The organism is Ruegeria sp. O11 (genome assembly GCF_056535285.1).
In genome coordinates this window covers 153606-171200 of record NZ_JBQERS010000003.1, presented here as the reverse complement: position 1 = coordinate 171200, position 17595 = coordinate 153606, and the positions used below count along the sequence as shown (strand labels likewise).

13 protein-coding genes are annotated in these 17595 nt (G+C 52.5%); 6 read left to right on the top strand and 7 right to left on the bottom strand.

The window, feature by feature from the left end; translation table 11 throughout:
- Positions 1-180: 180 nt before the first annotated feature.
- On the bottom strand, positions 181-1446 hold the full coding sequence (locus tag ACRZ91_RS09110; protein WP_480904481.1) for a flavin monoamine oxidase family protein: 1266 nt from the start codon (positions 1444-1446) through the stop codon (positions 181-183).
- Positions 1447-1834: 388 nt separating this feature from the next.
- Positions 1835-3040, bottom strand: coding sequence for an aromatic ring-hydroxylating oxygenase subunit alpha (locus tag ACRZ91_RS09105; protein WP_480904478.1), 1206 nt, complete (start codon positions 3038-3040; stop codon positions 1835-1837).
- Between the two features lie 466 nt (positions 3041-3506).
- Between ACRZ91_RS09105 and ACRZ91_RS09100 the strand changes: the two genes are divergently transcribed.
- The 5 genes from ACRZ91_RS09100 to ACRZ91_RS09080 all read left to right on the top strand — a co-directional run bounded on the left by ACRZ91_RS09100 (position 3507) and on the right by ACRZ91_RS09080 (position 8283).
- A complete protein-coding gene (locus ACRZ91_RS09100) occupies positions 3507-4616 on the top strand; it encodes an extracellular solute-binding protein (RefSeq protein WP_170464492.1) in 1110 nt (369 codons plus the stop codon).
- 88 nt (positions 4617-4704) lie between these two features.
- Positions 4705-5847 carry an ABC transporter ATP-binding protein gene (locus ACRZ91_RS09095; RefSeq protein ID WP_170352663.1) on the top strand — a complete coding sequence of 381 codons (1143 nt, stop codon included), beginning with the start codon at positions 4705-4707 and terminating at the stop codon, positions 5845-5847.
- Positions 5848-5912: 65 nt separating this feature from the next.
- Positions 5913-6806 (top strand): ABC transporter permease subunit, encoded by an 894-nt coding sequence (locus ACRZ91_RS09090; protein WP_480904814.1) that lies wholly within the window; start codon positions 5913-5915, stop codon positions 6804-6806.
- Positions 6807-7649, top strand: a complete 843-nt coding sequence (locus ACRZ91_RS09085) for an ABC transporter permease subunit (protein ID WP_170352665.1) — start codon at positions 6807-6809, stop codon at positions 7647-7649.
- Position 7650: 1 nt separating this feature from the next.
- Positions 7651-8283, top strand: a complete 633-nt coding sequence (locus ACRZ91_RS09080; RefSeq protein ID WP_170352666.1) for a TetR/AcrR family transcriptional regulator — start codon at positions 7651-7653, stop codon at positions 8281-8283.
- Positions 8284-8307: 24 nt separating this feature from the next.
- On the opposite strand, the gene ACRZ91_RS09075 is transcribed toward ACRZ91_RS09080, so the two are convergent.
- Positions 8308-10767: a GcvT family protein gene (locus ACRZ91_RS09075; protein ID WP_480904473.1), complete on the bottom strand. Its 2460-nt coding sequence runs from the start codon at positions 10765-10767 to the stop codon at positions 8308-8310.
- Positions 10768-10953: 186 nt separating this feature from the next.
- On the opposite strand from ACRZ91_RS09075, the gene ACRZ91_RS09070 reads away from it, so the two are divergent.
- Entirely contained in the window at positions 10954-11733 is a 780-nt protein-coding gene (locus ACRZ91_RS09070; protein ID WP_480904470.1) for a class I SAM-dependent methyltransferase, read from the top strand.
- A gap of 33 nt (positions 11734-11766) precedes the next feature.
- Here ACRZ91_RS09070 and ACRZ91_RS09065 read toward each other — a convergent pair whose 3' ends face one another.
- Genes ACRZ91_RS09065 through ACRZ91_RS09050 form a run of 4 tightly spaced genes read right to left on the bottom strand, consistent with a single transcriptional unit; the run spans position 11767 to position 17498 of the window.
- On the bottom strand, positions 11767-13146 hold the full coding sequence (locus ACRZ91_RS09065; protein ID WP_480904467.1) for an aminotransferase: 1380 nt from the start codon (positions 13144-13146) through the stop codon (positions 11767-11769).
- A 13-nt stretch (positions 13147-13159) separates the two neighbouring features.
- Positions 13160-14335 carry an aminomethyl transferase family protein gene (locus ACRZ91_RS09060; RefSeq protein ID WP_480904464.1) on the bottom strand — a complete coding sequence of 392 codons (1176 nt, stop codon included), beginning with the start codon at positions 14333-14335 and terminating at the stop codon, positions 13160-13162.
- Positions 14332-15864, bottom strand: a complete 1533-nt coding sequence (locus ACRZ91_RS09055) for a phytoene desaturase family protein (RefSeq protein WP_480904461.1) — start codon at positions 15862-15864, stop codon at positions 14332-14334. Before ACRZ91_RS09055 ends, ACRZ91_RS09060 begins: the two co-directional genes overlap by 4 nt.
- A complete protein-coding gene (locus tag ACRZ91_RS09050) occupies positions 15861-17498 on the bottom strand; it encodes a phytoene desaturase family protein (protein ID WP_480904458.1) in 1638 nt (545 codons plus the stop codon). Before ACRZ91_RS09050 ends, ACRZ91_RS09055 begins: the two co-directional genes overlap by 4 nt.
- Positions 17499-17595: the final 97 nt, after the last annotated feature.

Sequence of the window (17595 nt, the reverse complement as noted above, 5' to 3'; positions counted from 1 at the left end):
GAATTGTGCCGACGGATCAGGGAGGGCGAACCCTGTATCAGGGAAGCAGGATCTGGAGCTATCAAAAGCCGAATAGGCGTTGCATGCGAAAGATGAACTTGGCCTTGTGACTTATAGTCAAAGGTTCATTCGAAATTCTAAGACTGTTCCACTTGCTGGAGCAAGTTGATCGCCAGGTGTTCAGCGTAGCTGCGCCAACACATCTTCCGCGGCCCTTAATCCTTCCAGGTGGGCTCCGCTGACCGAGCATTGTTGGTTAGGATGTGTAGCTTCACCGGCGAAGTGCACCCGCTCAGCATGAGACTGGCGTAAGACAGCGCGTTTGTTGTGGCCTCCCGGCTTGGCTCCAGCGTAAGAACCACGCACATAGGGTTCATTTCGCCAAGCGGTAGCGTGGCCTTTGATGAAGGCTTTTCTGACTGTTGTGCCGAAGAAGCCAACCAGTGTTTCGAGCGCATGTTCGATGGCGCTCTCAGGTCCGACATCCTGCAACTCTTTGGAAAAGCTGCCAGAACTTTCAAAGCTAGTTAGACCGGTGTTTGAGATGTCGCAAAGAAAACCACCTCCACGGGCTCCCCCTTTGGCGTCGGGTTCTAATTGGTATGTTAGCCAAGTATCCGGTTGCACGGGCAAAGCACCGGGATGGAAAAGGAGGCCAGCGTGATTGTAGTCACCCATAGTGATGAGCTCGAGCGCTGAGCGTCGGTCGGGTTCTAGCGGGGGATCAAAGCGGATGATGTCTTCGGCTAAGACCCCGACAGAAACTGTTACGACTACGGTTCGAGCATTGATCTTGCCAGTAGCCGTGGTTATCTGCACGCCTTCAGTGAGAGATTTAATTTCTGTGACCGGAGTGGCCAGTATAACTGGCAGCCCCTGCGCAGTACATGCAACGAGGTGTCCGAAGCCTTCGCGGCAAAACCAATCGCCGCCGCCCTCCCAAGCACTTATGTCTCGCAGCGATGTATCCGGCAAATCCCTGGCAATCGACAATGCAAATGTCATGGCTGCCGTGAACGACCAATGCCCTTTGTTCTGCCAAATGTCTGCCAAGGATCGGTCTGTTGGAATTCCGGTGCTTGCTTCAATTTCTGCATCTATGCGCGCCGCTTCTTTTATCGCGCTATGAATTTCGTCGACCTCGTCCCACAGAACAGCGTCATCCTCCAAGCCATACGTCACCGCGTTGTCCGGGGCCGCATAGAGATCAAGACCAAGTGCGAGACCCGGAGCTTTCAGAGCGTTTGCATGTTCGGTGTGCATCCAATGCGCTCCCACGTCGAACGGGACGCCAAAGATTTCCGTGTCCGTGTGTGCGCGCCCCCCGACGCGGTTGGATGCCTCGACGCAGACTACTGAGAGTCCCGCCGATTTGAGAGCACGAGTAGCTGCAATTCCTGCTGCTCCGGCACCAACGACAACGACGTCAAAGTCGTAAACTTTCAATGTTTTCGCTCCAACACTTAAAGTGGCCTGTGAGACAATGTTCGGAGTAGGTTTTTGGCTTTCTCAGCATCGTGAGAATTTACAAGGATCTGAATTGTCTAAGGATTTGGTCATTTGCGCGCGAGAAGTCATTCGTCAGTTCTTGAGCATAGATTGCAAACGAATTCCGGAACTGAAACGCCCTCGTGTCTAGCCAGATCGAGCGGATCTTCCGTGTCAAACTTGCTGCATCTTCGGTAGATTTCCAGCATCTCGGCAGAAAGCTTTCCGTTCTTAAAGAAATACATCGCAGCTGCATATCTTGTGGCACCAGAACCAGGCGTTCCGACAGTCGTTGCCAGGAACTGCCTTTGAGCTTCTGCTTCCTCCACTTTGAATATACCTTTAGTCACGATTTCGGCTCAGCGGACATCGCATCATTCAACGCGGCAACTTCATCTTCTCCAGGTGATGATTCAGAGTTGTAGATTGGAAGAATTTTCCTGAGATGGTCATGATGGGAGCGTACGCCGTACTCGAGATCAGAAAGATAGAAGCCCTCGAACGCCTCTGAAGCCATGGCTTCGTTGGACCATATCGTAAGCTGAATATCTTCTTCCACTGTCTCTCGATCAATCCGAGCGGCAAGGTAGCGTGCCGCTCTTTGTTGGCGGTCTTCGTTCGGGTTTCGGTATGTCGCGCTCCGTAGAGTGGATTTATCCGTCGTGATCGGAAACTCTTGATAAAAGAGGGTCGTCTCAGGTGTGACGGCTATTACCGCATTTGGAAAAATGCCGTAGTAAAGCCAAGTTTTGCGCAAGTGTTCCGGCAGGTGAGGCTGTGGTCTAGTGAATTTCTTGTAGTTGCGAACAGCCCACCTGCGGCCCTTCGTCGGCGTGAATCTTCCATCGGAGCGGGAGACGCCGTCGACATATGGTTCGTCTGAATAGGTCGAGCCATATAAATCCTGAAGGGCAGGGTGCGCGAGCGGGACATGATACCCTTCGTTGTCGACATCTCTGATCGATTTCCAGTTTACAGGAGTCTCCTCGGTCCAGATTCCGTCCGTCGGGACATGTTCGGCCATTTTGTAGGCAGAGACTTCCTGTTCAATCGGGGCTAGCAGTTCGGCTACTGATGGCTGGGTTCCAGGTTTGAATCGGACGAAGACAAAACCCTGCCAGATTTCCATTTCAATCTCTTTCAGGCCAAACTCGTGCTTGTCTAGATCGGGGAACGACTCCGGACGGGCGGCGCCGCGTAGCGTTCCATCAAGATTGTAAACCCAGCCGTGAAATGGGCAGACTAGAGCGTTTGCACATTTTCCTTGCTCTTTCGAGACCAGCCGAGAACCGCGGTGACGACAAACGTTTAGAAACGCGCGGATGTCCGAGTTGCTATCCTTCAAGATCAGGGCGCGCTCACCGCACATGTCAAAACATAGAAAATTACCGGGTTCCGGAACATCCGAAACATGGCACGCGATTTGCCAATGCGTTTTGAAAAGTTCGCTCTTCTCAAGTTCAAGAAGGGCATTGCTGTGATAGCACCAACCGGGCAACCCGCGACGGTCCCAATTGGTAGGAATTTCTGTATTTCTTACTTCGTCGCGCATCGGAACAACCCGCATAGTTTTGGTTTGGTCAGTTTGGGTCTCAGATGGGGACAGCATCCAGGAATGAAAATTTGGCCTTGCTGGATCCGCCACTCTTCGACTGAGTGTAGGTGTCGCTTATATTGACTTGCTCGTCAACTTTTTCTGACTGAATGATCATTCAGAAATGTGCTGCTAGTCACGCCTGTGAGGTTTCCTTGGTCGATGGTTTTCGATTTACCTGCTCAAATCAGGTGCAAAACCAGTGATATGTAGAGATATGATCAAAATTCATTCAGCCAAGCTTGACAGTGCAGATTTCAGCGGACTACCGTTCTGAATGACCAGTCAGATAAAAACATAGCGACTTGGGGGAATGGGGTGCATAGTGATTACGCCCGCTACGAAGGCGTGATCATTCGAGATAACAAACTTGCAAACAAGGCAAAACAAATTCAGCCACCACTCAGGGAGAGGAAGCGAAGTTATGAACTCAATCAGAAAAATCGCCGGAATTACAGTTTTAGCGGCGACAGCTACTGCAATTTCGGGATCGGCTTACGCACAAGAGCGTGTGTTGAAGGTTACGAATTGGGGAGAGTACATCGCTGAAGACACAATCGAGAACTTCGAAAAAGAATACGGTATTAAGGTTATCTATGATCCGTATGACTCTGCCGAAGCAATTGATGCCAAGCTACTGGCGGGAAACAGCGGATATGATGTGGTTAGTCATGCCGGCAGCGATACGGCTCGGCTGATTAAGGCGGGAATTGTTGCGCCGTTGGATATGTCGAAGCTGGACAATATCAAGCACATCGACCCGGCGATCATGGAGCAGTTGTCAAGTGAATGGGATCCAGGCAACCAACACTTCATCCCATATATGTGGGGAACGCACGGCGTCACATACAACGAAGAATTGGTGAAAGAGACGTATCCAGATGCCCCCATCGGCTCGATGGATATGGTTTTCGATCCTGTTCACATGAAAGAGCTGTCCAAGTGTGGCGTTTCATTCCTGGATTCCCCAGGCGACATCATTCCGATGGCTTTGGCGCATATGGGCCTGGATGCGAACTCCACAAACAAAGAAGACTATGAGAAAGTTGGGGAGATGCTGGCGGAAATCAGGCCATACATCAAAACCTTCGATAACTATGCTTATCAACGGATGCCTCAGAAAGAGTTCTGTGTCTCAACCACATGGGGCCCTGATGGTCTCCTTGCCATGTCTGGCGCAGCGGAAGCCGACACTGGTGTCGTGCTAGACTTCTTCCTGCCCGAAGGTGATCGTACAGCGCAGCTGTGGATTGATGGTTGGCTGATCCCGGAAGACGCCGCGAACAAAGAAGACGCTCATCTTTTCCTGAACTATATGATGCGCCCCGAGGTTGCGGCCAATGATAGTAACTTCACCTGGTATGCGACCGCCAACCTGACGGCCAAGCCCATGGTTGATGAGGCTGTAACCTCCAGCCCAGCCGCGTTCCCAACATCGGATCAGGTTGCCAAGATGTACACGACTGCCGTTCTTCCTCCCAAGGTCGAGCGCTTGCAGACACGTACCTGGACTGACTTTAAGGCCGGAAACTAAATCCACTCACACTGGCAAATGAAGTAGCGGACCAGACCGGTTCGCTACTGCATCCCCAGACCCCGACTGGCAGACTAAGAGGCCCAAATTGACTGTTTCCACGGCTGTCAGCCCAGAACCATGGCTCGATCAAAAAGAACAGGAACCTCTGGTCAAAATCAGAGGCGTAACCAAAAAATACGGTGCAGTGACTGCTGTCGATAACGTTGATCTGGATATCTACAAAGGAGAGTTATTCTGCCTTTTAGGCGGATCTGGATGTGGAAAGTCGACACTACTTCGAATGCTTGCTGGGTTTGAGGATTTGAACAGTGGTACAATCACTATCGACGGAGTCGATATGGCCGATGTGCCAGCTTACGAACGTCCGACCAATATGATGTTCCAAAGCTATGCGCTGTTTCCGCATATGACCGTCGAAAAAAACGTGGCTTTCGGGTTGGAGCAAGACCATGTCCCCAAGCTAGACATTGCGGACAGAGTTCACGACATCCTCAAGCTTGTTGAGTTGGAAGATTTCAAAAAGAGAAAACCTAAACAATTGTCCGGTGGGCAACGCCAGCGTGTTGCATTGGCGCGGGCCTTGGTCAAACGTCCCAAGTTGCTGCTCTTGGATGAACCTTTGGCTGCTCTGGACAAAAAACTGCGTAAGCAAACGCAGTTTGAGCTTGCCAACATTCAGGACAAGGTCGGCGTCACGTTCATCGTCGTGACTCACGATCAGGAAGAAGCAATGACCCTGTCTTCGCGAATGGCCGTTATGGACGCGGGTCGCTTCAAACAGATTGGAACTCCGACAGAGATCTACGAGTTTCCAGAATCCCGCTTTGTGGCTGACTTTATCGGATCAGCAAATATTTTTGAGGGCAGGGTGACCGAGGATGGGGTCGACCATGTTCGGGTCGAAACCGAGTTCTGCGAAGTTTATATTGATCACGGTCATTCTGTTAAGGCTGGCAGCAAGATTTGGGTTGCGCTGAGGCCCGAGAAAATTCGACTTGAGAAATCTGATACAATTGCTGAGGGCGCGAACCAGACAGCGGCCGTCATCGATGATGTTGGGTATTTGGGAGAGACATCGATCTACAAGGTAAGGCTTCCCAATGGCGAAATCTTCGACGTCACTCAGCCCAACCAGTCACGTCCGACGCATGCTGCGCAGCGATTAACCTGGGAAGACAAGGTAAATATCAGCTGGGATCCGTCTAGCGCCATGTTGCTCCACTCATGACGGATTTCACCGAGGATATGTTCGAACCGCCGCAGGTTGAACGACAACCCATGATCCGTTTAGTGATGCGGCGTATCCATAGCAGATGGCGTCAGATCGTCACCGTCATACCGTTCTTCTGGTTGCTTGTATTCTTTCTGGCACCGTTCTTCATTGTCGCAAAGATAAGCTTAGCTGAACTGGCGATTGCGAGCCCGCCATTCACAAGTTTAATTGAGTGGACAGGTGACGGGATCATGACAATCCGCCTGGTCTTCGACAATTTTGTCTACATCTGGGAAGACAGCCTGTACTTTGACACTTACGTAAATTCACTCAAGATTTCAGTAACGTGTACGTTCTTGTGCCTCTTGTTTGGCTACCCTATTGCCTATGCAATTGTACGATCAGGGCCGATCGCGAAGCCGCTCTTGTTGTTTGCAATCATTCTTCCGTTTTGGACGTCTTTCTTGTTGCGGGTCTATTCGTGGATGGGCCTGCTTGCGGATCAAGGCACGATCAACAACCTTCTGATAGCGCTGGGGGTGATCGATGAGCCGATCCGCATGCTTTACACGGAATTCGCCGTCTATATCGGGATCGTCTACACCTATATGCCGTTCATGATCCTGCCGCTGTACGCGAATATGGAGAAGCTGGACAACAGCCTGAACGAGGCGGCCGCCGACCTTGGTTCCAAACCAACGAACACTTTCTTCAAAATCACATTGCCTCTGACGATGCCTGGAATTGTCGCTGGTTCACTGCTGGTCTTTATCCCTGCGACCGGCGAGTACGTTATCCCCGATCTGTTAGGTGGCGGCAACGTGCAGATGATTGGGCGGGTTCTCTACAATGAGTTCTCTAGAAACAGCGATTGGCCAGTGGCCGCCGCAGTTGCGATTGTTCTGCTGTTCATACTGGTGCTGCCAATCATGGTTTTCCAGCACTACCAAGGCAAAGCAGCGGAGGAGCAATAGATGTACGCCAAACGCTCCCGTTTCTTAACCATCATGCTGACCTTGGGACTGGCATTCTTTTACATCCCAATGATCCTGTTGGTTATTTACTCATTCAACTACTCCAAGCTGGTACCGGTTTGGGGTGGATGGTCGTTGCGCTGGTACAAAGAGCTTTTTCAATCTGCGGAAGTCTGGAGTGCTGTTTCACTCAGTCTTCAGATTGCCGTTGTCAACGCTACTTTTGCCACGGCGCTTGGCACCTTGGCAGGTCTGGCTATGGTGCGCTTTGGACGGTTCAAGGGGCGGACCTTGTTTGGTGGCATGTTGGTCGCGCCCTTGGTGATGCCCGAGGTGATAACCGGATTGTCCTTGCTGGTTTTCTTCATCTCGCTGAACCAGCTGATCGGATGGCCTGCTGAGCGCGGTTTTGCGACGATTACGATCGCGCATATTACCTTTTCCATGGCCTATGTGGCGGTAACAATTCAGGCACGCTTAACCGGTGTGGGGCAAACACTGGAAGAAGCCGCCGCCGATCTTGGCGCAAAACCGTTCAAAGTTCTGACGGCCATAACGATCCCACAGCTGACGCCGGCACTAATTTCGGGATGGTTGCTGGCCTTCACGCTGTCTCTCGATGACTTGGTCATAGCAAGTTTTGTTACTGGCCCAGGCGCAAATACCTTGCCAATTTTGATCTTTTCGCGCATTCGACTGGGCCTCAGGCCGGACATCAACGCGCTAGCAACCATCATGATTCTTGTGATCGCTATCTGTGTCGCTATCGCAGCAATAATTATGTTCCGGCAACAGAGAGCGGATTTGTTGGACAGGCAAATGGCTGAACGAGAGGAGAGTTAAATTGGAGACGCATGAGCTTCAGAAAAAACGACGCACCGAACCTCCCGAAGTTCGTCGCTTACAGTTGATCATGGCCGCCATAGACTCGATCTCGAAACGCGGGTTTTCTGACACGACGCTTAAACACGTGACAGAAACAGCCAATCTGTCCCATGGCGTGGTGAATTATCACTTCGACAGTAAGGAAGCTTTGTATGACGCCGCGCTGGGTTTCCTTGCACAAGAACACTATGAAAATTGGCTCAAATACTATGAGGCTGCAGAACCTACAGCCGCACATCGGCTGGCTGCGATTATTCGAGCGGACTTTGACAAGAGCATTTGTACCCACAAGCGGTTGGCCGTCTGGTTTGCCTTCTGGGGGCAAGCGAAGTATCGGCCTAATTACTTGAAGATTCATAATAAATATGACAACGAAAGATATGATAGAATTTTGCACCTATGTGGTGAATTGATTGCCGACGGCGGCTACGACGATCTTGATCCAGAAAAAACAGCTCGGGCCGTAGAGGCGATGTCAGACGGGGCCTGGCTAAGTTTGATGTTGTATCCAAAAGTGGCTGATCGTCGGGAATTCAGGGATGTTTGCATGCTTTCGCTGTCGCGGTTCTTCCCAAAACACTTTCCAGTCTGAGCGAAAGCATCGAACAATATGGCTTCAGCGCTTTATTTTGTGCATGCCGGGGTCATAGAGCGGCTTTAACGAGGCTGCCGCGTCGTATTTCTCGTCTGCGATTTCGATCTGCCAATGCCCAGTTGCGACTATGTCCGCGGTCAACGGTTCGTCAATCTCGGCGAAACCAATGCCGACGGCAGCGCCGAGCGTGTGCCCATATCCGCCAACTTGAATATATCCGACTTCATTGCCGTTTAGATAAATCATCTCATTGCCGTACATGAGAGGCTCTGGGTCTTTTAGCAGGAACTGCAACATCCGGTTGTTGGGAGTGCCTTTCGCCTTGATCGTGGCGAGTGCTTCCCTGCCGATGAAGCCACCGGGTTTGTCCAATTTGACGGCAAAACCAAGCCCGGCCTCAATTGGGTTGTCCGTGTTGTCCACGTCAATTCCGAAATCACGATAAGCCTTCTCTAACCGTAGGGAGTTGAGAGTTTGCATTCCAGCATTGCGAACACCCAGATCTCGACCTGCTTCCATAATCAGATTGTAGGTCTGAATGGCCTGAGTGGCCGGTACGTGAAGTTCCCAGCCGAGTTCGCCAATAAACGTCACGCGATAGGCCATAACTACGGCGTACCCGATGTCAATTTCACGCGCCGTCATGAAGAGAAAACCTTCGTCCGACAAATCAGCTCCGGATATTCTGCTCAATAGTGCACGCGACTTTGGGCCGTGAACGTTGATTTGGCAGCGCCCTGCGGTGATGTCTGTTATAACAACGTTCTCGTTGTCCAGGACGTGCCGTCGCATGCGCATCTCGGTATGACCCGCCGAGTTTTCTCCCACGATGACCCAGTATTTCCGATCGGATAGCCGGGTAACCGTAAGGTCAGCCTCAAACCCACCTCGTTCATTTACCCAGGCCGTGTAGACGACACGACCGGGTTCAACATCAACGTCATTGCAAGAAAGGCGAGACAGGAGGGCGCAGGCATCCGGTCCTTCGACGCTGAAACACGCCATTGATGTCATGTCCATTACGATGACATCCTCGCGTGCTGCCCGGTGTTCTTCAGCGTGCCATTCAAACCAATTTTGGCGATACCAACTGTATTTCTCGACCTTGGCCTCTTCGGGCGTCGGAGCAAACCAATCTGGTTGTTCCCAGCTATTTCCTTCGCCGAAAAAGGCTCCGGCCTCCTTGAGCCGGTCGTAGAGCACTGAACGCTTAACGTTCCTGGCCGTTTTGTAATTCTCGTTGTGGTAGTGCTGGCCAAAGAGCTTTCCTAGCAATTCAGGTGTTCTGTCGCGTCGAAAGGCCGGTGTCGCCATTTCACGTGAGAAGCGATTGACGTTTATGCCGGTGACATCGATGGGCGGCAAGCCGTCCACCATCCAATGGGCCAATACCATCCCTGTGCCTGCACCGTTCAGGATGCCAAGTGAGTTCATCCCACATGCAACCCAAAGATTGCGCAGTTCAGGCGTTGGGCCAACAAGTGGTGCAAGATCAGGTGTAAAGCTTTCCGGTCCGCAGAATAGTTTTTTGACGCCGTAGTTCATGGTGTCCGGGACGCGCGAATAGGCCTTCTCCAGGTCGGGCCCAACACGTTCCCAGTCTGGCTCGATCTCTCCGAATTGCCATTCATCCGGGATACCATCGAGCTTCCAAGCCGCAGCGCCGGGCTCAAAAAGCCCTAACATCATCCCGCCGACTTCTTCACGGTAATAAGTGTAGGTGGAAGGGTCTTCGAGAACGGGTAGATCGCGAGGTAGGCCCGGGATACTTTCCGTTATCAGGTAGTAGTGTTCAGCCGCCTGGAGCGGTAGATTTACACCGTGTTTTGCACCAAGTTGGCGAGACCACATGCCTCCGCAGATCACAACATTTTCGGCTGTTATGGTATGCCCGCTCGCAGTGCGGACCCCGGTCGCAGTGCCGTTCCTGGCTAAAATCTCTTCAACCCGCACACCTTCAAAGAAACGTGCACCTCTGTTTTTGGCCCCCTTGGTCAGAGACATTGTCACGTCCACCGGGTTGGCCCGACCGTCCTCCGGTATGAGGAACGCTCCAACGACGTCTGAGAGGTCCCCTATAGGGAAAATATCCTGCGCTTCTTTTACTGAGACTTCGTGGTTGTTTATCCCAAAACGCCGCATGAAGGCTGCGACGCGACGCATCTCATGCAGGCGTTCTTCATTGGTTGCAATCTGCAGATATCCAACGTCGCGGAAACCTGTGGATATACCGGTTTCCTTCTCTAGGTTCGCATAAAGGTCTCGACCGTGCGTGTAGATAGCGCACTCAGCTTCGGATTTGAGAAGGCCGGCTACGATCAGGCCGGCGGCATGCCAAGTGGTCCCTGATGTCAGTTGTCCCTGTTCCAGAACGACAACATCGGTATGGCCAAGCTTAGTCAAGTGATAGGCCGTGTTCGCGCCGATCGACCCCCCACCAATAATCACAGTTTGGGCATGCGTCGGTAGGGTGTCAGCCATTGCGATAAAATCCTTTTAGGCGTTCTTTTCTCCGAATACCAGTCAAATCACTTGCTGTCTACTGACTGAATGATCATTCAATTATGGCTGAATCTATGACCTGCGATTTCGCGATAAAGCTTGTCTGAGTTGAGAGAAAAGGTTTCACTGCAGTGACTGACTGACAATCAGATGCGGGGGAATCCTATGTCAGACGAGATCCTATATGACCAACAGGCAATCAGCTTTCTGGAGGAGCTTTGGGGAGAGGGATTTCTTTCACCGGGAGGCCCTGAAGAAGTTGCGCGTGTTGTTAAAGGGATTGATCTGAAAGATAAGCATATCCTTGATATCGGATGCGGATCTGGGGCCATTTCAGTGTTGATGGCACGGGAGTTCGGCGCCGCTAGAGTTACGGGGATTGATGTAGAGGCCCCGGTTTGCGCGGCTGCGAAAGAGCGAGTTAGGCAGGCGGATCTGGAGGAAAAGGTCGATATCATACAGGTCACTCCAGGTCCAATGCCATTCGAAGATGGTACTTTTGACGTAGTGTTTTCGAAGGACTCGATCATCCATATCCCCGACAAAGTAGCGATGGCTGCGGAAGCTTATCGTGTGCTCAAACCAGGCGGTTATTTCGCTGCTTCTGACTGGCTGACCAATCATGATGGTGAGATGTCACCGGAAATGGCGCACTACGTAAAGATGGAAGCCTTGGAGTTTCAGATGGCGTCACCCTCTAAGTACCGCGCTGCAATGGAGCTGGCTGGCTTTGAAGACGTAGAGTTAGTCAACCGCAACGCTTGGTATGCTCAGGTATCAGCTGCTGAGCTGGAGGAATTGACCGGGCCAAACCGAGTCGACTGGGAAGCTCGTCATGGTGCGGAGTTTATTGAACATCAGATCGAGATCTGGGACGCTATGCAGCCAGTGTTGAAAACCGGAGAGCATTGCCCGCATCACATCCGTGGTCGGAAACCTGCCTGATCTGACTGGAACTTTAAATGGACGCGATGACCGTTATGCGTCGTAGTCCTTGCTGACCTGCGCCATACCAGCTTCCATGATGTCGAACATTTCGTCTATCTGCGACGGAGTTATGATCAGAGGGGGCGAGAACACGGCCATGTTTCCAAATGGTCGCAAGAGGAGTCCCATCTCCTCGCACGCATCGTCCAGTTTCTGTCCAAACTTCACATGCGCTTCGTAACTCTCGACGTTCAGTCCAGGGCGACATTCTATGCACCCGAGGAGCCCGTCACCGCGCACATCCCCAACTATCGGAAACTTCTCCTTTATTTGATTTAGGCGGTCCTGGAAATGCGGTGTGACGCGTTGAACGTGTCCTAGAATGTCCTCGCGCTCCATGATTTCAATATTCTTAATGGCAGCCGCGCAGCTCACAGGGTGCCCGGAGTATGTGTAGCCGTTGTAGAAAACATCGTCGCCCGGTGCGTCTGAAATGCGTTTCATTACTGCGTCCGAGATTATGCAGGCACCTAACGGCAGATAGCCCGAGGTTAAACCTTTTGCGCAGGTAATAATGTCAGGGACGATGCCAAAGACGTCTTCTGAGGCGAACCAGTGTCCCAACCTACCAAAGCCGGTTACGACTTCATCCGAAATGTACAGAATGTCGTTTGCCCGGCAAATTTCGAGCGTGCGCTTGTGATAACCCGGAGGTGGAACGATCACGCCACCGGAACACAGGATCGGTTCAGCTATAAAAGCGGCAATACGGTCTGCGCCTATGTCAGCAATCAGGTTCTCAAGGTCAGCAACTTTGGCGTCGCACCAGGCATCAACGCTCATCCCTTCTGGCCGGTGGTAAGGGTTCACGTCGGGAAGGAAGCGCACCAGATCCTGAGCTTTTTCAAAGCATGTTTCGAAACGCTCTTTCCCAGTGACAGTCGCGGCGAGAAAAGTGGATCCGTGATAGCCTTTTTCCCTGCCGATCACGATTTTCTTCTCCGGTCGGCCGAGCCGTTTGTTCATAAAAAGCGCAGTCCGCAGTGCGGTATCAACGGCCGTAGACCCACCGGTTGTGAAGTGCACTGTGTTGAGATCACCTGGCGTGCGTTCTGCGATCATTCGTGCCAAAACGGCTGCGGGCTCAGTCGTAAACGACCAGGGCGATGCGTAAGGCATCTTCATAACCTGTTGGGAAATGGTATCGGCCATCTCCTGACGCCCGTATCCGATCTGTGTGCACCACATACCGCCGGGGCCATCGATATAGCGCTTCCCGGCAGCATCCCAAAGGTAGATACCATCCGCTGTATTTACCCGCATGTACTCGTCGGACCCAAAGCCATCGGTTCCGGCCCAAGGATGTAGGTGATGGTCGCGATCCCAAGCGACAAGGTCGCCGTCGGTTGGTGTATTGCCTAGGGTATTCACGTCTGCTTCTCCTTTAGGTGCGGGCCGGTGGCGTGGCACGTGCGCGGGGCGGTGCAAAAAAGGCTTTGGTGACAGGTGTAAGGCGCGCCATTCTGGTGTCCCATTTGCCTTCTTGCAGAGTGTAAATTTCCGCCTTTAAGCCGGATGACCGGCCTGCATCCGGCATACGGACATGTGCCAACGCGATATTGCGTTTGGCGGTCGGCGACCATATTCCGGACGTTATGTGCCCAACTTCTTTTTTGCGTCGGTTGTAGATCAATGACCCTTCCGAGGGTTTGAAACCTTCGACATCGAAACGCATGAGCAGGCTTCTTGGAGTTTCTCGCTTGGACAGCAGCTCTCGCCGACCATTGAAATGACCTTTTTTGAAGTCGACTAGCCGACCCAGACCGAGTTCGAAGGGTGTTTGGCCCCGGTGCAACCGCTCGGTCGCATGAACTGGCTGAAAATCTACGCCTGCGGTCAGAAACCCCGCTTCAATACGGGCCAAATTTACAGCTTCGTATCCAATGGCGCGTAGTCCCTGATGTGCTCCACCTGTCCAAATACGGTCCCAAAGCGCTTCTGCTTTATCCCAGTCGCACCAGAGTTCATAGCCCAGATCACCGGTAAAACCTGTCCGCGAAATCATGAGATCTTGGTCAACTTGAGCAAGATCGAATGGCTTCAGCTGGCTGACATCTAACCCGGCGGCCTCCAAAACTGCGTAGGAGGTCGGGCCCTGCAGCGAAAGTCCAGCGATACTGTGAGTTTCGTCGACGACTGAAACGTCAAAACCCCAAGCCGCGTCGAGTAGCCATGTCAGCATTTGTTCCTGACAGCAAAGGCGCCAATCGTTGTCGCCAAGATGGAAAAGGGTCCCGTCATCGATGACCATACCCTCTTCATCACACCAGATTGCGTACCCCACGCGACCAACGCCGATTTTTCGGATGTCCCGTGTCACTAGGCGATTGAGCATCGTTGTCGTATCCGCTCCAGTCAATCGGTACTTGTGCATTGGTGAGATGTCGAACAAGGATGCCTGATTGCGCAGCGCGAAGTACTCGAACTCGACACTGTCCAGCACGCCCGGGGCGGCATAACCCGCCCAATCGTACCAATTTTGCGCGCGATTTTGCTCTTCGAGTTTTTCGTGAAATGGCCCGGGGATCAAACCTAGTTTCGGATCGGTGAAGATGCTCATGCCTGTGCCTCCAGCGCTGCCAGCGCAGCATTGCGACCAGCGAGCCCCATGACATCACCGCCGGGGTGCGTTGCCGCACCACATTGGAATAGCCCCTTCGGCCCCATGGAATATCTGGCCATCCCGTTCGCGGGCCGAAGTGTCAGCAGTTGGTCCAAGGACATTTCCGCATGGTGCCAGTGCCCCCCTGGTGCTCCAGTCGCGCTTTCGATTTGATCCGGAGTTATGACCTGTTTGCCTGCGATTTGATCACCCAAGCCGGGCAGGGCACGGCTAAGAGTTCCAACTGTGATTTGCGCAAGCTGTTCCTTGGCAGTCTCAGTCCAACCGCCTTCAATGTCAGATGGCGCATATTGCACTATTGTTGACAGCCAATTTGCCCCATCGGCTGTCTGCATTTTAAAGGCTTCAATCACCGGTGCTTTAGACATTTGACGGTACTTAGCTGGATTAAACGCTGCTTCGATGTACTCCACAGAAGGGGCATAGATCAGTCGTTCGTGGGCTAGTTCGCTAGGCAGACCGGGCAGGGCGGCGTCGTCTTTTAACCGTAGGTTGACCTTAGCCGCTGTTCCACGAGCTCGAATATTTCGAACTCGCCGCATTGCTTCGATGTCAAAAGCAGAGGGTCCGGTCATTCGGCTTGTTCGTCTTGGAGCAAGGTTGCTGAGCACAATGGGTGCGGTCAAAGTTCGTCCATCGTTAGTTGCCACTCCGGAGACTGTGTCGTCGTGCAACATAATGCGAGACACCTCAGTTTCCGGCATCAGCACGCACCCCGCCTTTTGTGCTGCTTCAACCATCAAATCGGTCAGCGCGGACATCCCACCTGCTGGTTGTGTGATGTTACCTCCGTGGCCAAGCCGATAAATCAGATTGAACACAGTGCCCGGAGATCTTGGACCGGTGGCTGACCCCCAGATTGCATCAGCGGCAAGCATTCCAGCCACCGGTCCTTCCGGCAAGTCATCAATTACAATGTCGTGGACATTGGACAAAACGACCTGCATGAAACGCCGCATCTCGGATTTTCCAAGCTTTTTCAATCCGATGCCTAGTTTTGCCAGGCGCAAAAACTCATTCAGCCCACCCCGCGAAAGGATGGCTTTTTGACCGCCAGGTGGTGGGGCCTCGGCGAGTTGGCGCAAAAGGCCCCCATACGTAATCAACTGCTTTGTCAGATCGGACCAGGCGTCGGATTCCGGGTGTTTTGCCCCCTCGCTCCAAATGACGCCTACGTTATTGAAGACGATATGCCGCCCATCCTCAGACAAAGAAACCGTGGAGACAGGTTTGCCGGACAGGACAGGGTGTTGAAGATCTATGCCGATGTCACCCAATGCCCGCGGGCTCAGGTTGTATAACGAGTGTGCAAGGGTCGGACCGCCGTCCACAGAATAAGACGCCATGCCGCCGAACCTGTCGGATTTCTCAATGATACAGACATTCTTGCCGCGTCGACCAAGGAGTGTTCCGGCAATCAGGCCGTTTACACCGCCGCCAATGACAATCGCATCAAATTGGCTCATGCGGCATACCCCTTCATTCGGCCATGCCGTGTTTCTTTCCTGAGAATAGCGCGAGCAGCGTTTGCACCTGGGGCCCCCATAACCCCACCGCCGGGATGGGCGGACGACCCGCACAGATAAAGCCCCTTGATAGGTAAATTGTACTGCGACCAACCCGGGACAGGCCGATTGAAGAAAAGCTGATCAAAAGTTAGTTCGCCTTGGAAAATGTTGCCCTCTGTCAGACAGACCTCGCGCTCAATTTCCAATGGTGAACGAACTTCCATATGAACAACGCGCTCGCGAATGTCAGGGCACGCCACAGACATCTGTTCGAGTACAGTTTCTGCCATCGCGTTGCGCTGCTTGTCGTGCCAATTCTCGGCGGATCTAACGCCGTCGATTTCCAGATCGTAAGGAGCATATTGGACGAAAACCGTCATCATGTGGGCACCTGTCGGCGCCATAGTCGGATCAATCTGGCTGGGGATGAGCATGTCGATATAAGGCTTTTCCGACCAGCGCCCGGCTTTCCAATCATCATAGGCCTTTTCAAGTTCAAAGAGGCTTTGCGACACATGCAAATCACCCCTGAGGAAGCTGGTGTGCTCGGGTGCTGCAGGGAAATTTGGAAAGCGGTCAAGTGCGATGTTGAGTTTCGCCGAAGAGCCACGAATTTTGAAGTTCCGCACCGCCTTCGTGAATTCATCCGGCAACTCGGCCGTATCAATATGGTGCAGAACAGTGCGTTTGATATCCATATTGGAGGCAACGACAGGGGCATAAAAAACCTTGCCGTCCTCAAGAGCTACGCCTTCAACGCGTCCATCTTTGCTAAGGATTTTCTCAACCGCTGAACCTATGTGAATCGTACCTCCGTGCTCTTTAAATGAGCCAGCAATCGCATTCGAAATCGCGCCCATCCCGCCGCGCGCGAAACCCCAGGCACCGATACCGCCATCAATGTCACCCATGTAGTGGTGCAGCAAAACGTATGCTGTTCCGGGAGAATAAACGCCGAGGCCGGTGCCGATAATGCCTGAGCCAGCCAAATGGGCCTTGATCAGGTCGTTTTCGAAGTGTTCATCCAGGAAGTCACCAATAGACATTGTCCAGAATTTCAGCGTTTCACCAAGCTCCCGACTACCCAGGCCATGTGCTTTTTTTACGAGGTAAGCCAGTTCGCCGAGATCGCGCGGATGTAGAGAAGCGGGGTCCGGTGCGTCCCGAAGTAGAAACGGACGGATAAAACGGCATTGCCGCATAATGGCTTGCGAATAGCGGCGATAGGCGTCGGCATCTTTTTCAGAATGACGTGCCATCTCACGCTTCAGAGCGTTGTGGTCGGAATAGTAGGCGAAGTAATCCCCATCGAGCGTGAAGCTCGCGCCGCCTTCATACGGAATAACCTGAAGACCGTATTTTGGTAGCTCGAGGTCCCTGGCAATCTCGCGCCGCAGAAGAGAGCATACGTATGAGCAGTTAGAGTATGTCCAACCCTCGTGTAGCGACCGGCTGACTGCCGCGCCACCGATCCAGTCGTTTTTTTCGACCACCAAAACACGCATGCCAGCGCGCGCCAAATAGGCTGCGGCGGTTAATCCGTTGTGACCGGCGCCAGCCACAATCACATCGTATCTGTTATCAACTGTCAAATTGCTCCATCCCTTTCTTATCCGTTTACAGATCGGGTGCGCGTTCGTAAAGTTTATTTGAGCGCTCAAATAAATTTCAAGCTATTGACGCATCTTT